21 protein-coding genes are annotated in these 22,050 nt (G+C 58.6%); 11 read left to right on the top strand and 10 right to left on the bottom strand.

From position 1 onward, the window contains the following. Positions 1 to 2: 2 nt before the first annotated feature. From plsY to K3556_RS13315, 4 genes are read right to left on the bottom strand one after another with little or no spacing between them, the layout of a single operon-like run. The gene (gene plsY, locus K3556_RS13300; RefSeq protein WP_260517254.1) at positions 3 to 611 is read right to left on the bottom strand and encodes a glycerol-3-phosphate 1-O-acyltransferase PlsY; all 609 of its coding nucleotides are present in this window, start codon (positions 609 to 611) and stop codon (positions 3 to 5) included. Next, positions 604 to 1,875 (bottom strand): dihydroorotase, encoded by a 1,272-nt coding sequence (gene pyrC, locus K3556_RS13305; protein ID WP_260517255.1) that lies wholly within the window; start codon positions 1,873 to 1,875, stop codon positions 604 to 606. The genes plsY and pyrC overlap by 8 nt, the downstream gene beginning before the upstream one ends. Further along, positions 1,872 to 2,339, bottom strand: coding sequence for a hypothetical protein (locus tag K3556_RS13310; protein WP_260517256.1), 468 nt, complete (start codon positions 2,337 to 2,339; stop codon positions 1,872 to 1,874). Before K3556_RS13310 ends, pyrC begins: the two co-directional genes overlap by 4 nt. Further along, positions 2,332 to 3,294, bottom strand: a complete 963-nt coding sequence (locus K3556_RS13315) for an aspartate carbamoyltransferase catalytic subunit (protein ID WP_260517257.1) — start codon at positions 3,292 to 3,294, stop codon at positions 2,332 to 2,334. Before K3556_RS13315 ends, K3556_RS13310 begins: the two co-directional genes overlap by 8 nt. Positions 3,295 to 3,411: 117 nt before the next feature. Between K3556_RS13315 and K3556_RS13320 the strand changes: the two genes are divergently transcribed. The 5 genes from K3556_RS13320 to K3556_RS13340 all read left to right on the top strand — a co-directional run bounded on the left by K3556_RS13320 (position 3,412) and on the right by K3556_RS13340 (position 10,294). Further along, a complete protein-coding gene (locus K3556_RS13320; protein WP_260517258.1) occupies positions 3,412 to 4,212 on the top strand; it encodes a uracil-DNA glycosylase in 801 nt (266 codons plus the stop codon). Further along, positions 4,209 to 4,811: a metallophosphoesterase gene (locus K3556_RS13325; RefSeq protein WP_260517259.1), complete on the top strand. Its 603-nt coding sequence runs from the start codon at positions 4,209 to 4,211 to the stop codon at positions 4,809 to 4,811. The genes K3556_RS13320 and K3556_RS13325 overlap by 4 nt, the downstream gene beginning before the upstream one ends. Positions 4,812 to 4,820: 9 nt before the next feature. Next, positions 4,821 to 5,375 carry a molybdenum cofactor biosynthesis protein B gene (gene moaB, locus K3556_RS13330; protein ID WP_260517260.1) on the top strand — a complete coding sequence of 185 codons (555 nt, stop codon included), beginning with the start codon at positions 4,821 to 4,823 and terminating at the stop codon, positions 5,373 to 5,375. A 128-nt stretch (positions 5,376 to 5,503) separates the two neighbouring features. Continuing rightward, a complete protein-coding gene (locus K3556_RS13335; protein ID WP_260517261.1) occupies positions 5,504 to 6,964 on the top strand; it encodes an efflux RND transporter periplasmic adaptor subunit in 1,461 nt (486 codons plus the stop codon). A 3-nt stretch (positions 6,965 to 6,967) separates the two neighbouring features. Beyond that, positions 6,968 to 10,294 (top strand): efflux RND transporter permease subunit, encoded by a 3,327-nt coding sequence (locus K3556_RS13340; protein WP_260517262.1) that lies wholly within the window; start codon positions 6,968 to 6,970, stop codon positions 10,292 to 10,294. On the opposite strand, the gene K3556_RS13345 is transcribed toward K3556_RS13340, so the two are convergent. Further along, positions 10,291 to 11,358 (bottom strand): hypothetical protein, encoded by a 1,068-nt coding sequence (locus K3556_RS13345; protein ID WP_260517263.1) that lies wholly within the window; start codon positions 11,356 to 11,358, stop codon positions 10,291 to 10,293. The two genes, K3556_RS13340 and K3556_RS13345, sit on opposite strands and share 4 nt — an antisense overlap. Before the next feature lie 29 nt (positions 11,359 to 11,387). Further along, complete coding sequence (gene greA / locus K3556_RS13350; RefSeq protein WP_260519261.1) at positions 11,388 to 11,858, bottom strand: transcription elongation factor GreA; 471 nt, start codon at positions 11,856 to 11,858, stop codon at positions 11,388 to 11,390. Between the two features lie 314 nt (positions 11,859 to 12,172). Between greA and K3556_RS13355 the strand changes: the two genes are divergently transcribed. The 3 genes from K3556_RS13355 to K3556_RS13365 all read left to right on the top strand — a co-directional run bounded on the left by K3556_RS13355 (position 12,173) and on the right by K3556_RS13365 (position 16,510). After that, positions 12,173 to 13,825: an electron transfer flavoprotein-ubiquinone oxidoreductase gene (locus tag K3556_RS13355; protein WP_260517264.1), complete on the top strand. Its 1,653-nt coding sequence runs from the start codon at positions 12,173 to 12,175 to the stop codon at positions 13,823 to 13,825. Positions 13,826 to 14,000: 175 nt separating this feature from the next. Further along, positions 14,001 to 15,683 carry a tetratricopeptide repeat protein gene (locus K3556_RS13360; RefSeq protein WP_260517265.1) on the top strand — a complete coding sequence of 561 codons (1,683 nt, stop codon included), beginning with the start codon at positions 14,001 to 14,003 and terminating at the stop codon, positions 15,681 to 15,683. Between the two features lie 2 nt (positions 15,684 to 15,685). Next, on the top strand, positions 15,686 to 16,510 hold the full coding sequence (locus K3556_RS13365; RefSeq protein WP_260519262.1) for a 4-(cytidine 5'-diphospho)-2-C-methyl-D-erythritol kinase: 825 nt from the start codon (positions 15,686 to 15,688) through the stop codon (positions 16,508 to 16,510). Here K3556_RS13365 and K3556_RS13370 read toward each other — a convergent pair. Then, on the bottom strand, positions 16,503 to 17,498 hold the full coding sequence (locus K3556_RS13370) for a polyprenyl synthetase family protein (RefSeq protein WP_260517266.1): 996 nt from the start codon (positions 17,496 to 17,498) through the stop codon (positions 16,503 to 16,505). The genes K3556_RS13365 and K3556_RS13370 overlap by 8 nt on opposite strands. A gap of 71 nt (positions 17,499 to 17,569) precedes the next feature. Here K3556_RS13370 and K3556_RS13375 point away from each other — a divergent pair, with 71 nt between their 5' ends. From K3556_RS13375 to K3556_RS13385, 3 genes are all read left to right on the top strand, one after another. Further along, positions 17,570 to 17,785 carry a DUF2007 domain-containing protein gene (locus tag K3556_RS13375; RefSeq protein WP_260517267.1) on the top strand — a complete coding sequence of 72 codons (216 nt, stop codon included), beginning with the start codon at positions 17,570 to 17,572 and terminating at the stop codon, positions 17,783 to 17,785. Between the two features lie 4 nt (positions 17,786 to 17,789). Then, positions 17,790 to 18,551, top strand: coding sequence for a tRNA1(Val) (adenine(37)-N6)-methyltransferase (locus K3556_RS13380; protein WP_260517268.1), 762 nt, complete (start codon positions 17,790 to 17,792; stop codon positions 18,549 to 18,551). A gap of 120 nt (positions 18,552 to 18,671) precedes the next feature. Next, positions 18,672 to 18,839, top strand: a complete 168-nt coding sequence (locus tag K3556_RS13385; RefSeq protein ID WP_260517269.1) for a DUF465 domain-containing protein — start codon at positions 18,672 to 18,674, stop codon at positions 18,837 to 18,839. A gap of 16 nt (positions 18,840 to 18,855) precedes the next feature. On the opposite strand, the gene K3556_RS13390 is transcribed toward K3556_RS13385, so the two are convergent. The 3 genes from K3556_RS13390 to K3556_RS13400 form a co-directional block, all read right to left on the bottom strand. Next, positions 18,856 to 19,731, bottom strand: a complete 876-nt coding sequence (locus tag K3556_RS13390) for a DMT family transporter (protein ID WP_260517270.1) — start codon at positions 19,729 to 19,731, stop codon at positions 18,856 to 18,858. A gap of 120 nt (positions 19,732 to 19,851) precedes the next feature. Next, positions 19,852 to 20,574 carry an acetoacetyl-CoA reductase gene (phbB, locus tag K3556_RS13395; RefSeq protein WP_260517271.1) on the bottom strand — a complete coding sequence of 241 codons (723 nt, stop codon included), beginning with the start codon at positions 20,572 to 20,574 and terminating at the stop codon, positions 19,852 to 19,854. A 173-nt stretch (positions 20,575 to 20,747) separates the two neighbouring features. Next, positions 20,748 to 21,923 carry an acetyl-CoA C-acetyltransferase gene (locus tag K3556_RS13400; RefSeq protein ID WP_260517272.1) on the bottom strand — a complete coding sequence of 392 codons (1,176 nt, stop codon included), beginning with the start codon at positions 21,921 to 21,923 and terminating at the stop codon, positions 20,748 to 20,750. Positions 21,924 to 22,050 lie beyond the last annotated feature (127 nt).

Below are 22,050 nucleotides of genomic sequence, written 5' to 3' on the forward strand. Positions count from 1 at the left end.
GGTTACTTTTTTGCTCCGATGCGAGGTTCGTCCCCGGCGATCAGTCGCTCAATGTTTGCGCGATGGCGGGCGAAAATCAACAACGCAAGCGCGATCGACAGGGCCACGAAGCCGGGAAACCCCAGCAAAGCCGCCATGATGGGGGACAAAGCTGCCGCCGCAAGGGCCGCAAGCGATGAGATGCGGAACCCAAGTGCGAAAACAAGCCACGCCGCACAGGCCGCCAACCCGACGGGCCACGCTAAGGCCAGCATCGTACCCAGCCATGTGGCGACCCCTTTACCCCCTTTGAAGCCCAGAAATACCGGGAAGCAATGGCCTAGAAAGGCAGCGAAACCAGCGAGCTGTGCCGCATCTTCGCCAACCAGAGCACGTGCCAGAAGCACGGCGGCCCCGCCCTTGCCCGCGTCCCCCAGAAGCGTCAGCAGGGCTGCGGGTTTGTTTCCTGTGCGCAGAACATTGGTGGCACCAATATTGCCAGATCCGATCTGGCGCAGGTCACCTAGCCCGAACAGCCGCGCCATGACGATGCCAAAGGGGATCGAGCCGAGAAGATAGCCCAAAAGGGCGACCAACAGGAGGACGGGAAGCGACGTAACCAGCTCAGGCATCGTAGCCTCCAAACACGCGATCACCGCCAACCCATGTGCCCAACACGCGACCCTCCATCCGCGCGCCGTCAAACGGCGTGTTTTTGGATTTCGAGTTCAGTTCGAACCGGTCCAGCACGAAGGGCGCATTTGGATCGAACAGAACCAGATCGGCGGGTGCGCCTTGCGACAGCTCGCCACCGGGCAAACCGAAACGACGCGCCGGGTTCAGCGACAGCGCGCGCCAAAGCGTCGGTAAATCGATCAGCTCCGCATGGACCAACCGCATGGCAGCAGGCAAAAGTGTTTCAAGGGCAACTGCGCCTGATGCGGCCTCTTCAAACGGCAGGCGCTTGCTTTCTTCATCCTGCGGGGTGTGCATGGACGAGATGATGTCGATCAGCCCGGTCGCCACAGCCTCGACCATGGCCAGCCGGTCATCTTCGCTGCGCAACGGCGGTTTGACCTTGAAGAAGGTGCGATAGTCGCCCACGTCTAATTCGTTCAGCGTCAGATGGTGAATGTTAACCCCGGCGGACACATTCAGCCCCGCGGTCTTGGCGCGCTGCAACGCAGGCAGCGCATGGGCGGTCGACAGATTGTCCGCGTGATAGGCGACGCCCGTCATCTCGACCAGCGCCAAATCGCGTTCCAATGCCATCCGCTCGGCCATCGGACTGACCGCTGGCAAGCCGCGCAGACTGGCAAACTTGCCCGAGGTTACAGCAGCCCCCTTCGACATATTGGGATCTTGCGGATGGCCGATGATCAGCGCGCCAAGGCTGCGCGCATAGGTCATCGCGCGGGAATAGACCTTGTTGTCGGTGACCACATGATCACAATCGGTGAACGCGACGGCGCCTGCATCCAGCATGAACCCCATCTCGACCATCTCGCGACCTTCGCGGCCTTTGGTCAGCGCGGCCATGGAATGCACATTGACAGGTGCGGCCTGCGAGGCGCGGCGCGCGACGAAGGCCAGGGTTTCTGGTGTGTCCACGGCCGGCAGTGTGTCCGGGCGGATGACCATCGTGGTGACCCCGCCGGCTGCCGCCGCAAGGCCCGCGCTGCGAAAACTTTCCTTGTGCCGTTCGCCCGGCTCGCCGATCTTCACGCCGATATCCACAATGCCGGGGGCCAGACATTTGCCGCCACAGTCGATCACGGTTCCGGTTTCACCGCCGTTCACGCTGGCAATAACACCGTCCTCGATGGTCAGGCTGCTGATCTCATCGGTGCCGGCTTCGGGGTCAATCAGGCGGGCGTTTGTGAAAGTTGTGGTCATGCCGTGGCTCCCGCTACGCCCCGAGCTCGGTCAATCGCGGCTTGGGTGGCCTTGGTGTCGGCCTGATATTTCATCATGTATTTGTCGCCCGTAGTCGTCACGACCTGTGCGGCCGAGAAGATGGTGTTCACCTTGGCAATATTGCCCAACAGTATAGAGCGTTCGCCCGGGCCAATCAGTCGCCGGTTGGTCAGGTACCACGTGAACCCGAGTTGTTCGCGCGCCACATAAAAGCCCCGCACAGCGATGGCAGCAATGGACCCTACAATGCCGGTCCACGCATGCGGGTTACCCATATACATGAGGACGCCTGACATGATGACTGCGCCCAGCGCGGCAAGCAGAACATGCTCTTTCACATAGGTCTTCAGGTTGCCTGAAAAACTCTCGATCAGCCGCTCGCCGGGCTCAAGGTCCGGGCCGGTCTGGTCTTCCAGACGAGGCTCCAGCTGCATCTCAGACATACACACCCTCCGGTTGGGCAGCGCGTTCTGCACGCAGATTTCGCGCCAGAAGGTCCATCGCAGCCATTCGCACCGCGACGCCCATTTCGACCTGTTCCTGAATAACGGATCGGTTGATGTCGTCGGCGATGGTGCCGTCAATCTCGACCCCGCGGTTCATTGGGCCGGGGTGCATGACGATAGCGTCATCTTTGGCATGCGCCAGCTTTTCGGCGTCCAGCCCATAACGGTGATAGTATTCGCGCTCCGAGGGGATAAAGCCGCCATCCATACGTTCCCGCTGAAGACGCAGCATCATGACCACATCGGCATCTTTCAGACCTTCTTCCATGTCGTCATAGACCTCAACCCCGAATTGGTCGATCTGCGACGGCATCAAAGTTGGCGGCCCGACAAGGCGCACGCGGTTTTCCATCTTGCCCAGAAGGATCAGGTTCGACCGCGCCACGCGGCTGTGGGCAATATCGCCGCAGATCGCGATGGTCAGACGATGCAACCGGCCTTTCTCGCGCCGGATCGTCAGCGCATCGAGCAACGCCTGCGTCGGATGTTCGTGCTTGCCGTCGCCCGCGTTCAGAACCGCGCAGTTCACCTTTTCGGCCAGCAAGTTCACCGCGCCGGAATGGGGATGACGCACCACCAGCAAGTCCGGGTGCATCGCATTCAGGGTCAGCGCGGTGTCAATCAGCGTTTCGCCCTTTTTGATCGAGGACGCCTGCATCGCCATGTTCATCACATCCGCGCCCAGTCGCTTGCCCGCGATCTCGAACGAGGCCTGCGTGCGGGTCGAATTTTCGAAAAACATGTTGATCTGCGTCAGACCCGCCAACACATCAGACCGCTTCTGCGCCGACCGGTTCAAGTCCACGTAACTGTCTGCAAGATCAAGAACGGATTTGATCTCTTCAGGGTGAAGCGGTTCGATCCCCAGAAGATGTCGCTGGCGGAATGTCATACGGGCCTCCGTCCTGTTTCCAAGCGCTTATAAGATCGGGCGAAGGCTTCGTCCATCCCCGAGATCAAGCTGCGACAGGCGTTTACCTTCGCGTCGGCCACGAATAGGCTTATGCACATGGAATCGGCACAAGACTGGCACAGCGCGAAGGCGCTTCTGGAATGGCATATCGAGCTGGGCGCGGTGGACGCGATCGGCGATGCGCCTGTTGACCGCTATGCGCTTGACCCAACGCCGCCGAAACCGGCAAAAGCCGCCCCGGAAGGGCCCAGCCCGGTACACGCCGCAAAGCCACCCGCCGCCCCCCGTCGTGACCATGTTGCAGTGGCAAAACAGATCGCCGCTGCAGCGCGCGATCTGGATGCGTTGAAGGCCGCCATCACGGATTTTGACGGGTGTGAATTGAAACGCGGTGCTCGCAACACGGTGATCGCTGACGGCAACCCAGCCGCCCGCGTGATGATCATCGGCGAAGCCCCGGGCCGTGACGAGGATATCGAGGGTAAGCCCTTTGTTGGTCGGGCGGGGCAGCTTCTTGACAAGATGTTTGCCGCCATCGGAATGGGGCGTGATGCGCCCTTGTCGAAAGACGCGATCTATATCACCAATGTGATGCCGTGGCGCCCGCCCAGCAACCGCGACCCGACCCCTGACGAAATCGCGATGATGATCCCGTTTCTTGAGCGACACGTGCAGTTGGTTGCCCCTGAACTGTTGGTTCTGATGGGAAATACGCCCTGTCAGGCCGTGCTGGGCCGCAAGGGTATCTTGCGCATGCGTGGTAACTGGGATCAGGGCTGGGGGAAACCGGTCATGCCGATGACCCACCCGGCTTATTTGCTCAGAAACCCAGCGGCCAAGCGCGAGGCTTGGGCCGACCTGTTAGAAATACAGGCAAAGCTGCGAGAGCAGGCATGAAGATTCTGGCTTTTTCAGATCTGCATCTGGATCAGCGCGCAGCAGACCTACTTCTTGAAGCCGCAACAGATGCCGACTTGGTGTTAGGTGTCGGAGATTTTGCGCAACGCCGTGTTGGCTTGGCAGATTATGTCGCGCAGTTTGCCCAGTGGGGCGAGAAGGCGGTTTTTGTTCCCGGCAACAATGAAACTGACGCAGAATTGCGCGCAGCACTGCGCGACACAGGTATCCACATCCTGCATGGCGATACCGTAACGGTTGCTGATGTGAAAATCGCTGGCATCGGTGCCGCAATCCCGCCATTGCCCCCATTGGCATGGGTCTCCTTCGATCTGAGGGAAGAGGACGCCGAAACCTTGCTCGACCCCATTGCCGATGCCGATGTCTTGTTATCACATTCGCCGCCTAAAGGCGTTGCGGATGTTCATCAGGACCTTGGTTCATTGGGATCAGTAGCTGTTCGGGATGCGACTTTACGCCTGTCGCCAAACTGGCTTCTGTGTGGGCATATTCACGACGCTTGGGGCGAGCAAGGTCGGCTGGGAACAACGAAGGTTCTTAACCTTGGACCAACACCAAACTGGATTTCACTAGACTAGGATCAAACGATGTCGCACATCACACCACAAGCTGCCGCCGCGCGTGACTTCATCCCGGTCCGTATCGCCGTGCTGACAATTTCGGACACGCGCGAAATGGATCAGGACCGCTCTGGTGACACGCTGGTGGAGCGGCTGGAACAAGCCGGTCACATTCTGGCTGACCGCATGATCTGCCCCGATGAACGTGGCGAGATCGCAGACCACCTGCGCGCGTGGTCGCTGGACCCCGAAATCGACGTGGTGATCTCTACTGGTGGCACTGGTTTGACCGGACGCGATGTTTCGGTCGAGGCGCATCGCGATGTCTATGAAAAAGAGATTGAAGCTTTTGGCACCGTGTTCACCATTATCTCGATGAACAAGATCGGCACCTCGGCCGTGCAAAGCCGCGCCACCGGCGGTGTCGCCAATGGAACCTATCTGTTTGCCCTCCCCGGAAGCCCCGGCGCGTGCAAAGACGCGTGGGACGATATTCTGGTCCACCAGCTCGATTATCGCCACATGCCGTGCAATTTTGTCGAGATTTTTCCGCGTCTGGACGAACACAAGCGACGGAAATGATCCACTTATCCGTATTAAGCGTATTGAATACGCACACCTTCGACGTGCCGAAACTGTGACCACACGCCGCTTGCTTGCAAAGGCATAGCAAGACAGGATGTTGTGGCGTTAAGTGGTGGAGTAGCAACATGCGTTTTCTGGGCCGTAGCCTGATCGGGCTGTTCCTTCTGGCCGCAACTCTTGGGTTGCTGGCCATGGCGGCGGGCATGGTGAACTCGGCGTTCAAAGCCCGCGCAGAACGCGACAATGCTGAACCCACGGCCCGCGAACGGGTGTTTTCTGCCAATGTCATCACCATCCAAGCGCAAACCCTGACGCCAGTGCTCACGGCCTATGGCGAACTTGCTGCGCGCCGCGCGCTTGACGTGCGGGCCTTAACAGGTGGCACCATTACCGAGATTGCACCGAACTTCGAAACCGGCGGTGCAGTGCGCGAAGGCGATCAACTCCTGCGCATCGACCCAACAGATTTTGAGTTTGCAAGGGAACTGGCCGAAACAGATGTCACACAGGCAGAAGCGGAATTGCGCGACGCCCGCGCGGCTTTGGAACTGGCTGGCGATGATCTGACCAATGCAACCCGGCAGGCCGATTTGCGCGAAGCAGCCCTGACACGGCAACGCGACCTTGTGCAGCGCGGCGTTGGCACCGAAGCGGCTGTGGAAACCGCTGCCCTTGCTGCGTCGGCCGCGCAGCAGGCTGTGTTGGCAAAACGGCAATCCGCCATCACCGCCCAAGCCCGCGTCTCGACCGCAGACGCGGCATTACGGCGGAGCAAAATCCAGTTGGACGAGGCCCAGCGCCGCCTTGAGGAAACACAGATTTCTGCCGAAATCAGCGGGATTCTAACCGACGTGACTGTTCTTCGCGGTGGCGTCGTCACCGCCAATGAAAAAATTGGACGGATCATTGACCCGACGGCGCTCGAGGTGCGGTTTCGCGTCTCTGCCGCGCAATATGCCCGACTTCTGGGATCTGACGGCACGCTGACCAACACCGATGTCACCATCCAACTTGACGCTACCGGCGTGAACCTGACCACGACCGGGCGCATCGACCGCGAAAGCGCCGATGTGGGAGAAGGTCAGACCGGGCGCCAGATCTTTGCCACGCTCGAACCGGCCCCGGGCATGCGCCCCGGTGATTTCGTCACCGTGATCGTGGCAGAGCCGCCGTTGGAAGGCACTGTTCTGTTACCCGCCTCGGCGCTGAGCGCGCAAAACGAAGTCCTGGTGCTTGGCCCCGAAGACCGCCTGACCAGCGCCAAGGTCGAACTGTTGCGCCGCCAGGGCAACGACGTGATCATACGCGCGACGGCACTTGAAGGGCGCGAGGTGGTATCCGAACGCACCCCGGCCCTTGGCGCTGGCATTCGCATCCGCGCGGTGCGCGACGGCGAGGGCATCGCCCCCGAACCAAAAGCCGAGATGGTCACACTTGACGCCGACCGCGTCGCGCTTTTGCGTACATTCGTGGAAAGCAACAAACGCATGCCTGAGGAAGCCCGCAATCGCATCCTTGCTCAGTTGGACACCGGATCCTTGCCAGCCGAAACGCTCGCGCGGCTGGAACAGCGGATGGGGAACTAGCGCATGGGACGTGGTCTGTACCTTCTGTCCTATTTTACGCGCCATGCCACGGTCGCGAACCTTCTGTTGGTGGTCCTGATCGCGCTTGGCTTGTTTGCCTATCCCCGGATGCGGGCACAGTTCTTCCCTGATGTGGTGATCGAAAGTGTTTCGGTCCAGACCTCTTGGCAAGGGGCCGGGGCGGAAGACGTTGACGAAGCAATCGTTCGGATCATGGAACCCGCGCTGCTGGCGGTCGACGGTGTGGAAAGCGTCAGTTCGCGATCCTTCGAAGGCAGCGCCAGCATCACGCTGGAGTTCGAACCGGGCTGGGATGTTGCCCGCGCAGCCGACGACGTTCAGACAGCAGTTGACGAGCTTTCAGATCTACCGGAAGACGCAGACACCCCGCAGGTTCGGCGTGGCGCGTGGCGCGACAGCGTAACCGATGTTGTGATCTCTGGTCCGGTCGGGATCGAGCAACTTGGGCGGTTCGCCGACGAGATGATCATTCGGCTGTTCGAACAGGGCGTGACGCGCACGGGCATTCGCGGTTTTGTCGCCCCCCGAACGATCATCGAGGTCACATCGCTCTCCCTGATCGAGCATGACGTAACGATGGCCCAGATTGCCGAAGCGATCGCCGGTGAGGTTGCCGCCGACCCGGCGGGCGACGTGGCCTCGGGCGCTGCGCGCGTACGCACAGGCATTGCCAAACGCAGCGCTGACCAGATCGAGGCGATTGTTCTGAGGTCAAACCCTGATGGCTCAAAACTGACCATCGGCACGGTCGCGCAAGTGAAAGTCGAAGGCGTGGACCGCGACAGGTCTTACTTCGTGGGCAACGATGCAGCGATTGCGCTGAACGTATCGCGATCGGCCCAAGGCGACGCGATCCGCATGCAGGAAATCGTCGAAGAGGTGCGCGCCGAACTTCTGACAACACTGCCTGAGGGCGTTAAAATCTCGCTTGTACGCACGCGCTCTGACCTGATCACCGCCCGAATTAACATGCTGATGGAGAACGGTCTACAAGGGCTGACACTCGTGCTGCTGTTGCTATTTTTGTTCCTGAATGCCCGCACCGCGCTTTGGGTGGCGGCTGGCATTCCGGTCGCCATGACGACCGCGATATTTCTGATGTATATGTCGGGGCTGACGCTCAACATGATCTCGCTATTCGCTTTGATCATCACGCTGGGGATTGTCGTCGATGACGCAATCGTCGTTGGCGAACATGCGGATTTTCGAGCACGCCGCCTGGGCGAAGGCCCGGTTGAGGCCGCTGAAAACGCCGCGAAACGGATGTTTCCCCCGGTTTTCTCGGCCACCCTGACAACCGTGATCGCGTTTTTCGGCCTGACCGCGATCGGGGGGCGGTTTGGCGACATGATTGCCGACATTCCTTTTACAGTGATTGTCGTTTTGGCGGCGTCGCTGATCGAATGCTTCCTGATCCTGCCTCACCACATGGCCCATGCGTTGACCCACACCGCAAAGGAACATTGGTACGACTGGCCATCACGACAAGTGAACAAAGGGTTTCGGATCTTCCGCGACAAAGCTTTCCGCCCTTTGATGGGCTTGGTCATCAAAGCCCGCTATCCGGTCATCGCATTGACCCTTCTGATCCTCGCCAGCCAGGCGTCCATCTTTATCCGGGGCGACTTGACGTTCCGGTTTTTCAACGCACCCGAACGGTCGTCTGTCACAGGCAATTTCGCCATGGTGTCGGGCGCAAGCAAAGACGACACGCTTGATATGATGAGGCTGGTGCAAGAGGCCGTGGAACAAACAGCCGCCGTTTTTGAAGAAAAGCACGGTCGCAATCCGGTGGTTCATGCCTTGGCCCAGATTGGTGGCAACGCCGGGCGGGGCTTGTCCGGCGTGGACAGCAAAGACAACGACCTGCTTGGTTCAGTTTCAGTCGAATTGATAGATGCCGACCTACGACCCTACAGCGCGTTTGCATTCGTCGGTGCGTTGCAGGATGCCGTCGAAAACCATCCGCTGCTTGAGGTGCTGTCGTTCCGCGGCAACCGCTATGGTCCGGGCGGCGACAGTCTGGATGTCGAGCTTTATGGCGCAACGTCCGAGCAGCTGAAGGCGGCGTCGGAAACCTTCAGAACACGTCTGTCGGCCTTTCCAGAAGTCTCGGCACTGGAAGACAGCCTGTCTTATGACAAAGAAGAGCTCATCCTTGATCTTACGGCACAAGGTCAAGCGCTTGGCTTCACAATTGACGGGCTGGGTCGCGTGCTGCGCAACCGCCTGAACGGAATTGAAGCCGCGAGCTATCCCGATGGCACGCGGTCGGCAGAAATCCGTGTTCAACTTCCAGAAACAGAGCTGACATCAGACTTTTTGGAACGTACGCAATTGCGCACCGAAAGTGGTGCATATGTGAACCTCGCTGACCTTGTGTCTGTTCGCGCGCGCACCGGGTTTGCAAGTGTTCAGCGCGAAAATGGCATCCGCTTGGTGAATGTCACCGGCGACATCGACGAAAACGATGCCGCGCGCGCCGAGGAAATCCAGCGCACCATTGGAACCGAGATCCTGCCAGAACTGGCCGAGGAATTTGGCATCGCCTTCCAACTGGGCGGGCTCGCGGAACAACAGCAGGAGTTTCTGGCCGACGCAAAGACCGGATTGATCCTTGTGCTGCTCGGTATCTTCCTGACGTTGGCTTGGATATTCTCAAGCTGGACTCGCCCGCTTGTCGTTATGGCAATCATTCCGTTCGGGTTGGTGGGCGCCATTTTTGGGCACGTCCAGTGGGATGTGCCGCTGTCTATGTTTTCGGTTGTTGGGTTGATCGGAATGACAGGGATCATCATCAACGATTCAATCGTGCTGGTCACCACCATCGACGAATACGCACGCGAGCGCGGATTGGTGCCGGCCATCATCGACGGGGCCGCAGACCGGCTGCGGCCGGTGATGCTGACCACGATGACGACGGTTCTTGGGCTTGGCCCATTGCTTTATGAATCGTCCCGGCAAGCGCAGTTCTTGAAACCCACCGTCATCACACTGACCTATGGGTTGGGCTTTGGCATGATCCTTGTCTTGCTTGTTGTGCCCTCGCTGGTGGCAATGCAGGCTGACATGAGCCGCATGGTCCACGCCCTAAAACGGGTTTGGTTGGGGCGTCGCCGCGACAGTTTGAAGCCGACAATCTGGTTGGTGGGTGGTGCCACATTGGCAATGATCGCCACCTTTGGACTCAGCGTCAGCTTTTGGGGTCTGACGGTGCAAGCGATCTCGCGGTTCATAATGATCAGCGCGGGGATTGCGGTCTTGGGATACCTGGCCGGGGCGGCGTCAATGCGCGGGCGCAGCCCCTAATCAAACGTACCAGTCACCCGACCCAGCAGCATGAAAGCACGCGCGGTGCGGGTGTCTGCAAGTGCAGCAATATCCGCATCCGATGCGTTCTTCTCAAATCCGGCGAAGGTCTGGTCGAACCGACGCAGAAAGTGGTGTGCGGCATCCCGGAAAATCGGGTCCTGCTTCATCCGGCCAGCGGTCAGGGCCAAAGATGACCGGTCGCGCACCCCGCCCAATGCAGCCACGCTGCGCCCCCGTTCGCCGGCTGCAAATTTGCGCCAGATTTCAGGACGCGCGCGATCCGGGCGCAGATCGTCCATATAAATACCGTCTTGCGACAAAAGGGTCAGAACGTCTTGCGAGGCCTGCACCAATCCAGCCACCTGACGGTCATCAAGCGCACGCCGCAGGGCCCGGAAGCCATCCGCATCATCAGCCGTTTCCGGGAAATGCAGGGCACGAATGAAATCCTCTACCGACAGCGGCGGGTTCAGGTCCTCGACCGGTGTGCCCAGTGCAAGGCTGGTCTGATCGGCGGTAACCTCTCCGCCTGCATCCGGCAAAATTGCAGGGCTGGGGTTCGACGGCGTTGGGTTGGCCAAAGTCGGCAAACCCGGACGAATGGACGTGAACGTCGCCAATGCGGTTTCGGTTTTGCGACTGACCTGCGCGATCTCGTCCAACTTCTGCTCGACTTTCGAAGCCTGCGCAGGCGTGCCGGTAAAGCCCTGTTGCTGTTGGATATAGGCAGACCGCATGGCGTCTATGGCAGCGCTCAACCGCACACTTTCTTCGCGCATGATCCGCGCAGATCGAAGGGCCGCGACAGCCACCCAGATAACCGCGACTGGCATTATGACCGCAACAAGCGTCATCAGGAACTGCAACGGGCCGGCAAGGCCAGCATCGTCGCTTTTTCCAAAGCCCAGAACCATGAAGAACAGAATGCAGCCGGCCAGCCAAAGGCCAGACAGTAAAAGGCCAATGACTTCTCCCGCGCTCAGCGATGGAACCTGAGCGTGAAGCGCTCTGCTGCGCCCTGTGCCCAGGCTTGCTGGTCCGTTTTTCGCCTTGTCGCTCATCCTGTTCCTCTTGTCCGACCCACGCGGCGTCAGATCCATTCGATCTTCAGGATCTCGTAAGCCTTTTCACCGCCGGGCGTGCGCACTTCGACGCTGTCGCCTTCTTCTTTACCGATCAGCCCACGCGCCAGCGGCGATTTGATGTTGAGCTTACCGTTCTCAATATCTGCCTCCGGCTCACCGACGATCTGATAGGTCTTCTCTTCATCCGTATCTTCGTCAACGATGGTGACGGTTGCCGAGAACTTCACGGCGCCTTTCAGGTTTGCCGGGTCGATCACCTCGGCCAAGGACAAAACGCCTTCAAGCTCTTTGATGCGGCCTTCGATGAAGCTCTGCTTTTCACGGGCAGAATGGTATTCGGCGTTTTCAGACAGATCGCCATGCTCACGGGCTTCGGCAATTGCACGAATGATCGCCGGACGTTCCTCGGACTTGAGGATTTTCAATTCATCGTTCAGCGCAGTGTGGCCCGCGCGCGTCAGCGGTATCTTATCCATCAAACCTATTCGTTCTTCCAAGGCCAATGCGCGTTGCCACATCGGCGTAATTTTCACAGTGTCACGATGACGCAACATCGGGCAAAGTACCCGGTTGCACCGAAAATCTAGCAAACCCGCACGATTTGCAACGGCATTATTTCCCTGAAGGCCCCCACAATGGCATGACCTCGCCGAAACGCCATGTCAGCGCAAACAACCAAAAAATGGCCGAAAAACACGCGCTTGACCGCCTTGTAACGCAGTGTCCTGATTGACCCGCGCGATATGCCAAGCTAACGATCTTGCGAAACGGACCATCCGGGGAAAAGAAAATGAGCGACATTGAACGCGAAAGCATGGAATACGATGTGGTCATCGTGGGCGCAGGCCCCGCAGGCCTGTCTGCCGCGATCCGCCTGAAGCAGCAAGATGCAGATCTGAACGTGGTCGTGCTGGAGAAAGGCTCTGAGGTCGGGGCGCATATCCTGTCCGGCGCGGTCTTGGACACAAGCGGTCTGGACAAGTTGATCCCTGATTGGAAAGACAAAGGCGCGCCAATCAACGTGCCGGTTAAGAAAGACAACTTCCTTGTGCTTGGCCCGGCTGGCCACCTGCGTGTGCCGAATTGGCCTATGCCGCCGTTAATGAACAACCACGGCAACTATATCGTCTCGATGGCAAATGTCTGCCGCTGGATGGCAGAGCAAGCCGAAGAACTGGGCGTCGAGATTTTCCCCGGCATGGCATGCTCTGAACTCGTCTATGGCGACAATGGCGAGGTCAAAGGTGTCGTCGCAGGCGTTTTTGGATTGGAACCCGACGGATCCTATGGCCCCAACACCGAACCGGGGATGGAGTTGCACGGCAAATACGTCTTCATCTCGGAAGGTGTTCGCGGGTCGTTGGCGAAAGAGATCATCGCCAAATATGACCTGCAAGCAGGCCGCGATGCGCCGAAATTCGGCCTTGGCATGAAAGAGATTTGGGAGATCAACCCGGAAAAGCACCACGAGGGCACTGTGACCCACACGATGGGCTGGCCTTTGGGGAAGAACGCCGGCGGCGGATCTTTCATCTATCACCTTGAAAATAATCAGGTTTACGTGGGCTTTGTGGTGCATCTGAACTATCGCAACCCCCACGTTTACCCTTACATGGAATTCCAGCGCTTCAAGCATCACCCCGAGATCGCGAAGCTGCTTGAGGGCGGCAAACGCGTGGCTTATGGCGCGCGCGCCATTTCCGAGGGCGGGTATCAGTCGATGCCGAAAGCCTCGTTCCCCGGTGGTGCACTTTTGGGCTGTTCGGTTGGCCTCGTGAACGTGCCGCGCATCAAGGGCAACCACAACGCCATGTTGTCAGGTATCGCGGCCGCTGATGCCGCCGTGAAAGCCATCAAGGCGGGTCGCACCGGTGACGAACTTAGCGACTACGAAGAAGAACTGCGCACCGGCATGATCGCCAAGGACCTGAAGAAAGTGCGCAACGTGAAGCCGCTCTGGTCGAAGTTTGGCCTGACCGCATCATTGATGCTGGGCGGTTTCGACATGTGGGTTCAGTCCCTGTTGGGCTTTTCGCCCTTCGGCACCGTAAAACATGGCAAGAACGATGCGCAGGCCACCGGCAAAGCCGCGGATTTCCCGGTCATCGATTATCCCAAGCCTGATGGCAAACTGTCGTTTGACCGCCTGACCAACGTGGCCTTCGCGGCGACCAACCACGAAGAAAGCCAACCATGCCACCTGAAGCTGTCCGACCCGGATCTGCCGATCAAAGTTAACCTGCCCGAATTCGACGAACCCGCGCAGCGTTACTGCCCCGCTGGCGTTTATGAGGTGGTTGAAGAAGACGGGAAAGACGCGCGCTTTGTCATCAACTTCCAAAACTGCGTGCACTGCAAAACCTGCGATATCAAAGATCCAAGCCAGAACATCAATTGGACCGTCCCGCAGGGCGGCGACGGGCCGAATTACCCGAACATGTAAGGTTCATTTGGTAAAAAACGTAATTGTGAGGGGTGGCCATGTGCTGCCCCTCATTGTTTTCAGGTAACTTGCCGATTAGGTTCCAAACCAACGCGTCTGATTGCGACGCCATCTAACAAGAGAGTTGCCCGTGCTGCCCCTCAGATTTCCAGCCTCCCGCCAGCTCATCGCTGCTATGATCGCGGCCTCGTGCCTTTCCGGTTTCGTCCCAGAGGTTGCGCGAGCTGATGCGGCAGCGGGGGCCTATCTTGCAGCGCGTCAGGCGGATCTGTCCGGCGATTTCGCCAAGGTCGTCGAATATGGAACGCGGGCCCTGATCGAGAACCCAGACCGCACCGACATTCTGGAAGGTTTGGTTGTCGCACATACCGCATTGGGTGAGGTCGACAAGGCCCTGCCGATTGCACAGCGCTTGGCGTCGGTCAGCCCCGACAACCAACTGGCAGGCCTTGTTCTTCTGGGCGACGCCTTGGCCAAGGAAAACTGGGACGAAGCAACCGCGCTGTTGGACAGTGGCGTCTCGATCGCGGGGATGGTTGACCAAATGATCATCGCCTGGGCCAGCTTGGGCCAAGGCCGCATGTCGCAGGCGCTTGAGGTGTTCGACGAGTTATCGAAGGACGAAAACAGCCGTGCCTTTGCGCAGTTCCAAAAGGCGCTGGCACTGGCACATGTCGGCGATTTCGAGGGTGCCGCAAACATCTTCAGCGGCGCCGAAGGTGACCTGCACCTGAACCGCGGCGGTATTTTGGCCTATGCAGAGGTGCTGAGCCAACTTGACCGCCACGATGACGCCTTAGAACTTTTGAACGCCAACGACACTGGTCGGGTCGACCCGGAAGTCAGCGACTTTGTTGCCAAGCTTGAAGCGGGCGAAGTTTTGCCCTTCACCGGCATTGTTTCGCCCAATGACGGTATTGCCGAACTTCTGTTCGCCGTCTCTGAAAGCCGAAGCGCAGATGCGGACCCAACAATCGCGCTTATCTTCAGTCGGCTTGCCGAACATTTGAACCCCGACAACGCCGCGACAATTCTGTTGTCCGCGCGCCTGCTTGAACGGATGGAACGCCACGGCCTTGCGGTTGAAGCTTATGGGCGCGTACCGGACGACAGCCTGCTGTATCAAGAGGCCGCATTGGGGCGCACAGATGTATTGCGCCGGTCCGAAAAGTTTGAAGAGGCGATTGCAGAACTCAGCGCGCTGGCCGATGCCTTCCCGGACACACTTCGGTTTCGGGTCGCGCTTGGCGATACGTTGATGCAGCAGAACCGCTTCGAAGACGCCCGTGCAGCTTATGACCTTGCGATCGAGGCATTTTCCGAGGACTTGCCGGGGCAATGGGCCACCTATTTCCAACGTGCCATCGCGTTGACGAAAATCGATGAATGGCCCGCCGCAGAGTCCGATTTCCGTAAAGCGCTGGAACTCAGCCCCGAAGAACCAAACGTGTTGAACTATCTCGGCTATACCTATGTCGAACGTCGGGAAAATCTGGATGAAGCGCTGAACATGATCGAACGCGCAGTCGCGGCGCGGCCTGACAGCGGCTACATCGTCGACAGCCTGGGGTGGGTGCAATTCCGGCTGGGGCGCTATGATGATGCGGTTCAGAACATGGAACGGGCGGTCGAACTGATGCCGGTCGATCCGATCTTAAACGACCATCTGGGCGACACCTATTGGGCCGTTGGACGCAAGCGCGAGGCCAGGTTCCAATGGAGCCGCGCCCTGAGCTTTGTCACAGACGATACCGATCTTGAGGAATTGAAGCCGGATCGCGTTCGCCGCAAGCTTGAGGTCGGACTGGATGTCGTTCTGGAAGAGGAAGGGGCCGACCCTCTTACCAAGTCCGAATGACCATCTGTAAAGTTTTTGCGCCGGCAAAAGTGAATGTGACGTTGCATGTGACCGGTCAGCGCAAAGATGGCTATCATCTGCTCGATAGTCTGGTGATGTTTGCCGATGTGGGCGACCGCGTGACCGTAAGGCCGGCCGCAACGCCGAAATTCGAAGTCACCGGCCCGCGCGCTGAAAATGTCCCAACGGACAACACAAATCTTGTGGTTCGCGCCGCCGCTCTTTTCAATGAACCTGTGCATATTGTGCTGTCCAAGCACCTGCCCGCCTCGGCTGGGATTGGCGGGGGCAGTTCGGATGCGGCCGCCACGGTTCTGGCTTTGGCCGAAGTCACTGGCACCACCCGCTTGCCTGAGGGTGTGACCGAACTGGGCGCTGATGTGCGTGTCTGTCTGCTTCGGCAAGCTGCGCGGATGCGCGGCATTGGGGAAGATGTCATCCCCTGTCCCGGCCTGCCGCCGCTGTTTGCCGTGCTTGCGAACCCAGGCGTAGAAGTTCCAACACCTGTCGTGTTCAAGGCGCTGCCCAACAAAACCAACCCGCCGATGCCCAAACGAGTGCCGCAAGGCCTTAAGACACGGGCCTTCATCGACTGGTTGGCTGCTCAGCGCAATGATCTGGAAGCACCGGCTATAGCGCAAGCAGCGATCATTGAAGAGGTGCTCGCTACCTTGAAAGCCCAGCCGGATGCCCGGCTTGCCCGGATGTCTGGATCAGGGGCGACGTGCTTTGCGTTGTTTGAAACAGAACAGGCCGCGCAGAACGCGGCCCGATTGTTGTCCGATCAGCAGCCTGACTGGTGGGTGGAGCCCACGCGCCTTAGCTGATCCGCGCCACGACGAAGTCGGCAATATCATGCAACATGTCGCGGATCGGGTCATCGGGCAGCACCGTCAGAGCTGCTTTTGCCTTGTCCGCCCAAACCATGGCGTCCGACCGCGTGTCATCAAGCGCGCCATGTTTTTTCAACAGACCCAGCGCAAAATCAAGATCACCGTCATGCTGGCGGCCTTTTTCAATCGTGCGCGACCAGAAAGCGCGTTCTTCATCGTCGGCTTTGGCCACGGCCTTGATCAGAGGCAGCGTCAGTTTGCGTTCACGAAAATCGTCTCCGATGTTTTTGCCAATGGCATCACCACCGGTGAAGTCCAACAGGTCGTCAACGATCTGAAATGATACGCCCAGCGCATCGCCGTACTCAAAAAGCGCCTGGACTTGTGCTTCATCAGCACCCGCAATCACGCCACCCACTTCGGTCGCAGCGGAAAACAAAGCCGCCGTCTTGCCGCGTACCACTTGCAGGTATACCGCTTCGTCAGTCGCCAAATCCTGCGCCGCGGTCAGTTGCAGCACTTCCCCCTCAGCAATCGTCGCCGAGGCATTGGCCAGAATATCAAGAACCCGCAGATTGCCGGTTTCGACCATCAGTTGAAAGCTGCGCGAAAAAAGGTAATCGCCAACCAGAACGCTGGATTTGTTGTCCCATAAAAGGTTTGCCGTCGGACGACCGCGTCGCTGACCGCTTTCATCGACAACATCATCATGCAACAGCGTGGCGGTATGGATGAACTCAACCGTTGCCGCCAGATGGATATGGTAAGGCCCATCGTATCCGCAAAGTTTCGCGGCCGCCAAGGTCAGCATCGGGCGCAGGCGTTTGCCGCCAGCATCAACCAGATGGGCGGTGACCTCTGGGATGCGTGGTGCATTTTTTGAGGCCATACGCTGGCCAATCAGGTCGTTCACAGCCGCCATCTCGTCCGCAAGATGTGCACCCAAACGTTCGCGTGGTTTATGTGCTGCTTCGATCAGCATGTTCACCTTCCCGTCACTTTGCCCGTCATCCGGCTCGACAAAGCCGCGGACCTGCCATTAAGTCCGTAACTATGAAAGAGCTTCTTCGGACAACAGACCCAACTTTGATCCCATTCGTCACAGCCCTTCTTGATGGCGAGGATATAAACTGCTTTGCGATGGACGTCCATATGAGCGCGCTGGAAGGTTCTATCGGAATTTTGCCCCGCCGCCTGATGGTGCTTGAGAAGGATTTGTTTCTGGCCCGCGCAATTTTGCGCGACAATGGCGTGGACTACGAAGGCTAAAACAATGACACAGGCAGCCCCCGAATTGACGAAAGATGCCTTTCTGGGCGGCCAGTTAACGCTGGCGCAACCGATGAATGGCTACCGTGCGGGTGTCGACCCGGTTATTCTGGCTGCATCGGTCAATGCCTCTCCCGGACAATCGGTTCTTGAACTGGGATGCGGGGCGGGGGCCGCGTCACTTTGCCTTGGGCAACGCATCAAAGGTCTGCGGCTGGCTGGGCTGGAACGGCAGCCGGATTATGCGGATTTGGCCCGTCGAAATGCAGCGCATAATAAGATTCCCCTGACCGTGCACACTGGCGATCTGGCAAGCATGCCCGCCGCCCTGCGTGACGAAGTGTTCGACCATGTCATCATGAACCCCCCCTATTTTCGACGCGACAGAGGCACCGCATCCCCAGATGCTGGGCGCGAAGGTGCCTTGGGCGAAGATACGCCGCTGGTCATCTGGCTTGATCAGGCGACGCGTCGGATTGTCCCCGGTGGGTACCTGACACTGATCCAAAACGCCGAGCGGTTGCCGGAAGTGTTGACGGCGATGGATCACCGGTTGGGCGCAGCGGTGGTGAAGCCACTTTGCCCTCGTGTCGGACGACCTGCATCGCTGGTTATCGTACAAGCGCGCAAGGGGGCACGAGGGGCCTTCAGACTGTCAGCTCCCCTGATCCTGCATGAAGGCATCAAGCACGAAACCGACCGCGACCATTACACGCCCGAGGTCTCGGCGATACTGCGAACCGGCGCTGAGTTGTCGTTGGCCTAGCCCAAACGCACATCGCAAACTCATCGAGAAATTTCGCCATTCAGATGCAACGACCCCGTGACAAGCTGCAAAATTTGTGGTGCACTCGGGTTGTCCAGTTACATCAGAGGAGGAACGCCCATGAGCATGAGTTCGCATCTTGAAGAGCTGCGGAGAAAACACGAGGTTCTCTCTGACAAGGTCGAGGCGATCCAACGGGCGCCCGGCAGCAGCGACCACGAGATTTCTGAGCTGAAGAAGCAGAAACTCCTGCTCAAGGAAGAAATTGAGCGTCTCGCAACCGCCTAAGGCCTATCAGACCGGGTCAGTTGCCTGCGCTTTGTGCCGAACTGGCCCGCGCGGCCATCGCCGCGCCAACCGTGATCAGAACACCGGCAAGGATCAGTGACACGCGTGGCTCTGCCACACCTGCAAGGATCAAGACCAGTGTCGACAAAAGCGGCGCGCCATAACTGGCGACGCCCAAAAGCTGGATATCGCCCCGCTTCACCCCAATGTCCCACACATAAAACGCAAGTCCGACTGGACCCAGCCCAAGACCAAGAACGGCGGCCCAGCCTATTGCACCAACCGGCCAAGCTGTTTCTTCCCATATCAGATGTGCGCAGGCAGCGAGCCCCGCTGTCAAAAGGCAAAAAACGACGACCGAGGCCGTCGGCGTATTCCCTAACTTGCGCGACAAAACCGAATACCCCGACCACGTCAGTGCGCATAGGAAAGCCAGCCCATAACCGGGCAGCGCGTCGGCGCTCATCCCGGTCGAGCTACCCAAGACGATGATTGCCGCGCCAGCAAACGACACTATCGCACCGACGATATGCAGGGGTTTTAGCCGCTCACCCGGCAACAGGCCCGAGAACAAAACGATCAAGAGTGGCCAAAGGTATGCGATCAATCCCGCCTCGGCAGCTGGCGCCATGCGCAGGGCTGAGAAATACAGTGCGTGATAGCCGAACAAGCCAAGGGTGCCGAAGGCGTACACGCGCCAGCCGACATGGGTAAGGCGGCGCAGATCTCCTGTTATTGCGATCCAGACCAATCCAAGGCCGCCGCCAATCAGGAATGTCAACGCCGCTAGCTGGAAAGGCGGTACAGGTGCAGATCCGACTGTGAACAAGGCCAGCAGTGACCAAAGCAGGACGGCAAGAAATCCTGTCAGCGTCGCTCGATTTCGGTTCATATTCTGCCCTCAGTGCTGACCTGAATACGCCCTTCACCACATACCATCAACCGCACCCCCCCCTGAAAAGCAAAAGGACCGGCTGCGATAGCCGGTCCCTTCAGGTTCTCTGCTGACAGATCAGGAAAAGAACTGCGCGCCATTGGCTGAGATGGTCGAGCCATTGATGAACTGCGCGTCATCCGATGCCAAGAAAGTCACGCAACGTGCAATTTCTTCAGGTTCACCAAGCCGGCCCGCTGGAATACCTGCGATGATCGACTCGCGAACCTTCTCGGGCACTGCCATAACCATTTCGGTAGCGATATAGCCTGGGCAAATTGCGTTTGCGGTAATGCCAGCGCGCGCGCCCTCTTGCGCCAGTGACTTCACGATCCCCAGATCGCCAGCTTTGGTCGCTGCATAATTGACCTGAGCAAACTGACCTTTCTGACCGTTGACGGAACTGATGACAATGATCCGTCCGAATTTGCGTTCCCGCATGCCGGGCCAGATCGGGTGAACGGTGTTGAACACGCCGGTCAGGTTGGTGTCGATCACCTCTTGCCATTGCTCTGGCGTCATCTTGTGAAACGGAGCGTCCCGTGTGATGCCAGCATTTGCGACCACAACATCAATCGGCCCAACGTCGGCTTCGACTTGCGCCAGCCCGTTTTTCGATGCCTCGTAGTCGCCAACGTTCCATTTGTATGTCTTGATGCCGGTCTCTTTCGTAAAGGCCGCAGCCTTCTCGTCATTGCCCGCATAAGTGGCGGCTACGTTGTAGCCTTCTGCTTTAAGGGCTTTTGAAATCGCCGCGCCAATGCCGCGCGATCCCCCGGTGACTAGTGCAACTCGAGCCATGTATTCCTCCGTTATAGAATCTAGGTGTCGTAACTCTGTTATCTTTTATACACTCACTGCGCAATATTATTGCGCAAACTTTTGCCGCAATGCAGAGTTTATTTTCGCTGCACAACAGTACGGAAATAAAAAAGGCGCCCGAAGGCGCCTTCTCTTTCCTTCAATCGGAAGGCTTATGGGCGCTCAAGGCACATTGCCACGCCCATGCCGCCGCCGATGCAAAGTGTTGCCAGACCCTTCTTCGCATCGCGGCGCTTCATCTCGAACAAAAGCGTATTCAGAATACGGCAGCCCGAAGCCCCGATGGGATGGCCAATTGCGATCGCGCCACCATTCACGTTCACGATGGCATTATCCCATTCCATGTCTTTGTTCACAGCGCAGGCCTGTGCGGCGAAGGCTTCGTTGGCTTCCACTAGATCAAGATCCTGTGCTTTCCAGCCCGCTTTTGCCAGCGCCTTTTTCGAGGCGTGGATCGGTCCGACACCCATGATCGACGGGTCCAGCCCAGCGGTGGCATAAGACGCGATGCGCGCCAGCGGTTCCAGTCCGCGCTTCTCGGCTTCCTCTGCAGACATCAGTAATACGGCGGCAGCGCCGTCATTGATGCCCGACGCGTTGGCCGCGGTCACAGATCCGTCTTTAGTAAAGGCCGGACGCAGTTTTTGCATCGCTTCCATCGTCGCGCCATGGCGGATGTATTCGTCTTGATCGACGACGATATCGCCCTTGCGGGTCTTCACAACAAACGGAACGATTTCATCGGCGAATTTCCCGGCTTTCTGAGCCGCTTCTGCCTTGTTTTGCGAGGCGACAGCGAATTCGTCCTGCATGTCGCGGGTGATTTGCCATTGCTGGGCGACGTTCTCGGCGGTTTGCCCCATGTGGTAGCCATTGAAGGCATCCCACAGGCCGTCCTTGATCATCGAGTCGATGAACTTCATGTCACCCATTTTGTGACCCGCGCGCAGATGCGCGACATGGGTGCTGAGCGACATGCTTTCCTGACCGCCCGCGGCGACAATCGCCGAGTCGCCAAGCATCACATGCTGGGCGCCAAGGGCGACGGTGCGCAAACCCGACCCACAAACCTGGTTGATGCTCCAGGCAGAGCTTTCTTTGGGGAAGCCCGCATTGATATGCGCCTGGCGCGCGGGGTTCTGGCCCTGACCGGCCTGAAGAACCTGCCCAAGAATGGTTTCATCGACCTCGCCTTTGTCGACACCAGCGCGGGCGACTACGGCCTCAAGCACAGCGGCCCCCAAATCGTGAGCGGGCGTGTTGGCAAAAGAGCCCGAGAAGCTGCCGACAGCAGTCCGCGCGGCGGATACGATTACAACGTTGGTCATGATGGTTCCTTTTCCTCCAAACTGACAAATCCCCGGTGCCAACCATCGCGAAACGTGGTTATGCAAGAAGAGATCCGATGTTGCGCGTATCCTGTGCTGCATTGCAGAGAAAATCAAGTCGCACGCG

Origin of the sequence: Aliiroseovarius sp. M344, assembly GCF_025140835.1 — a bacterium.
Taxonomy (GTDB): Bacteria; Pseudomonadota; Alphaproteobacteria; order Rhodobacterales; family Rhodobacteraceae; genus Aliiroseovarius.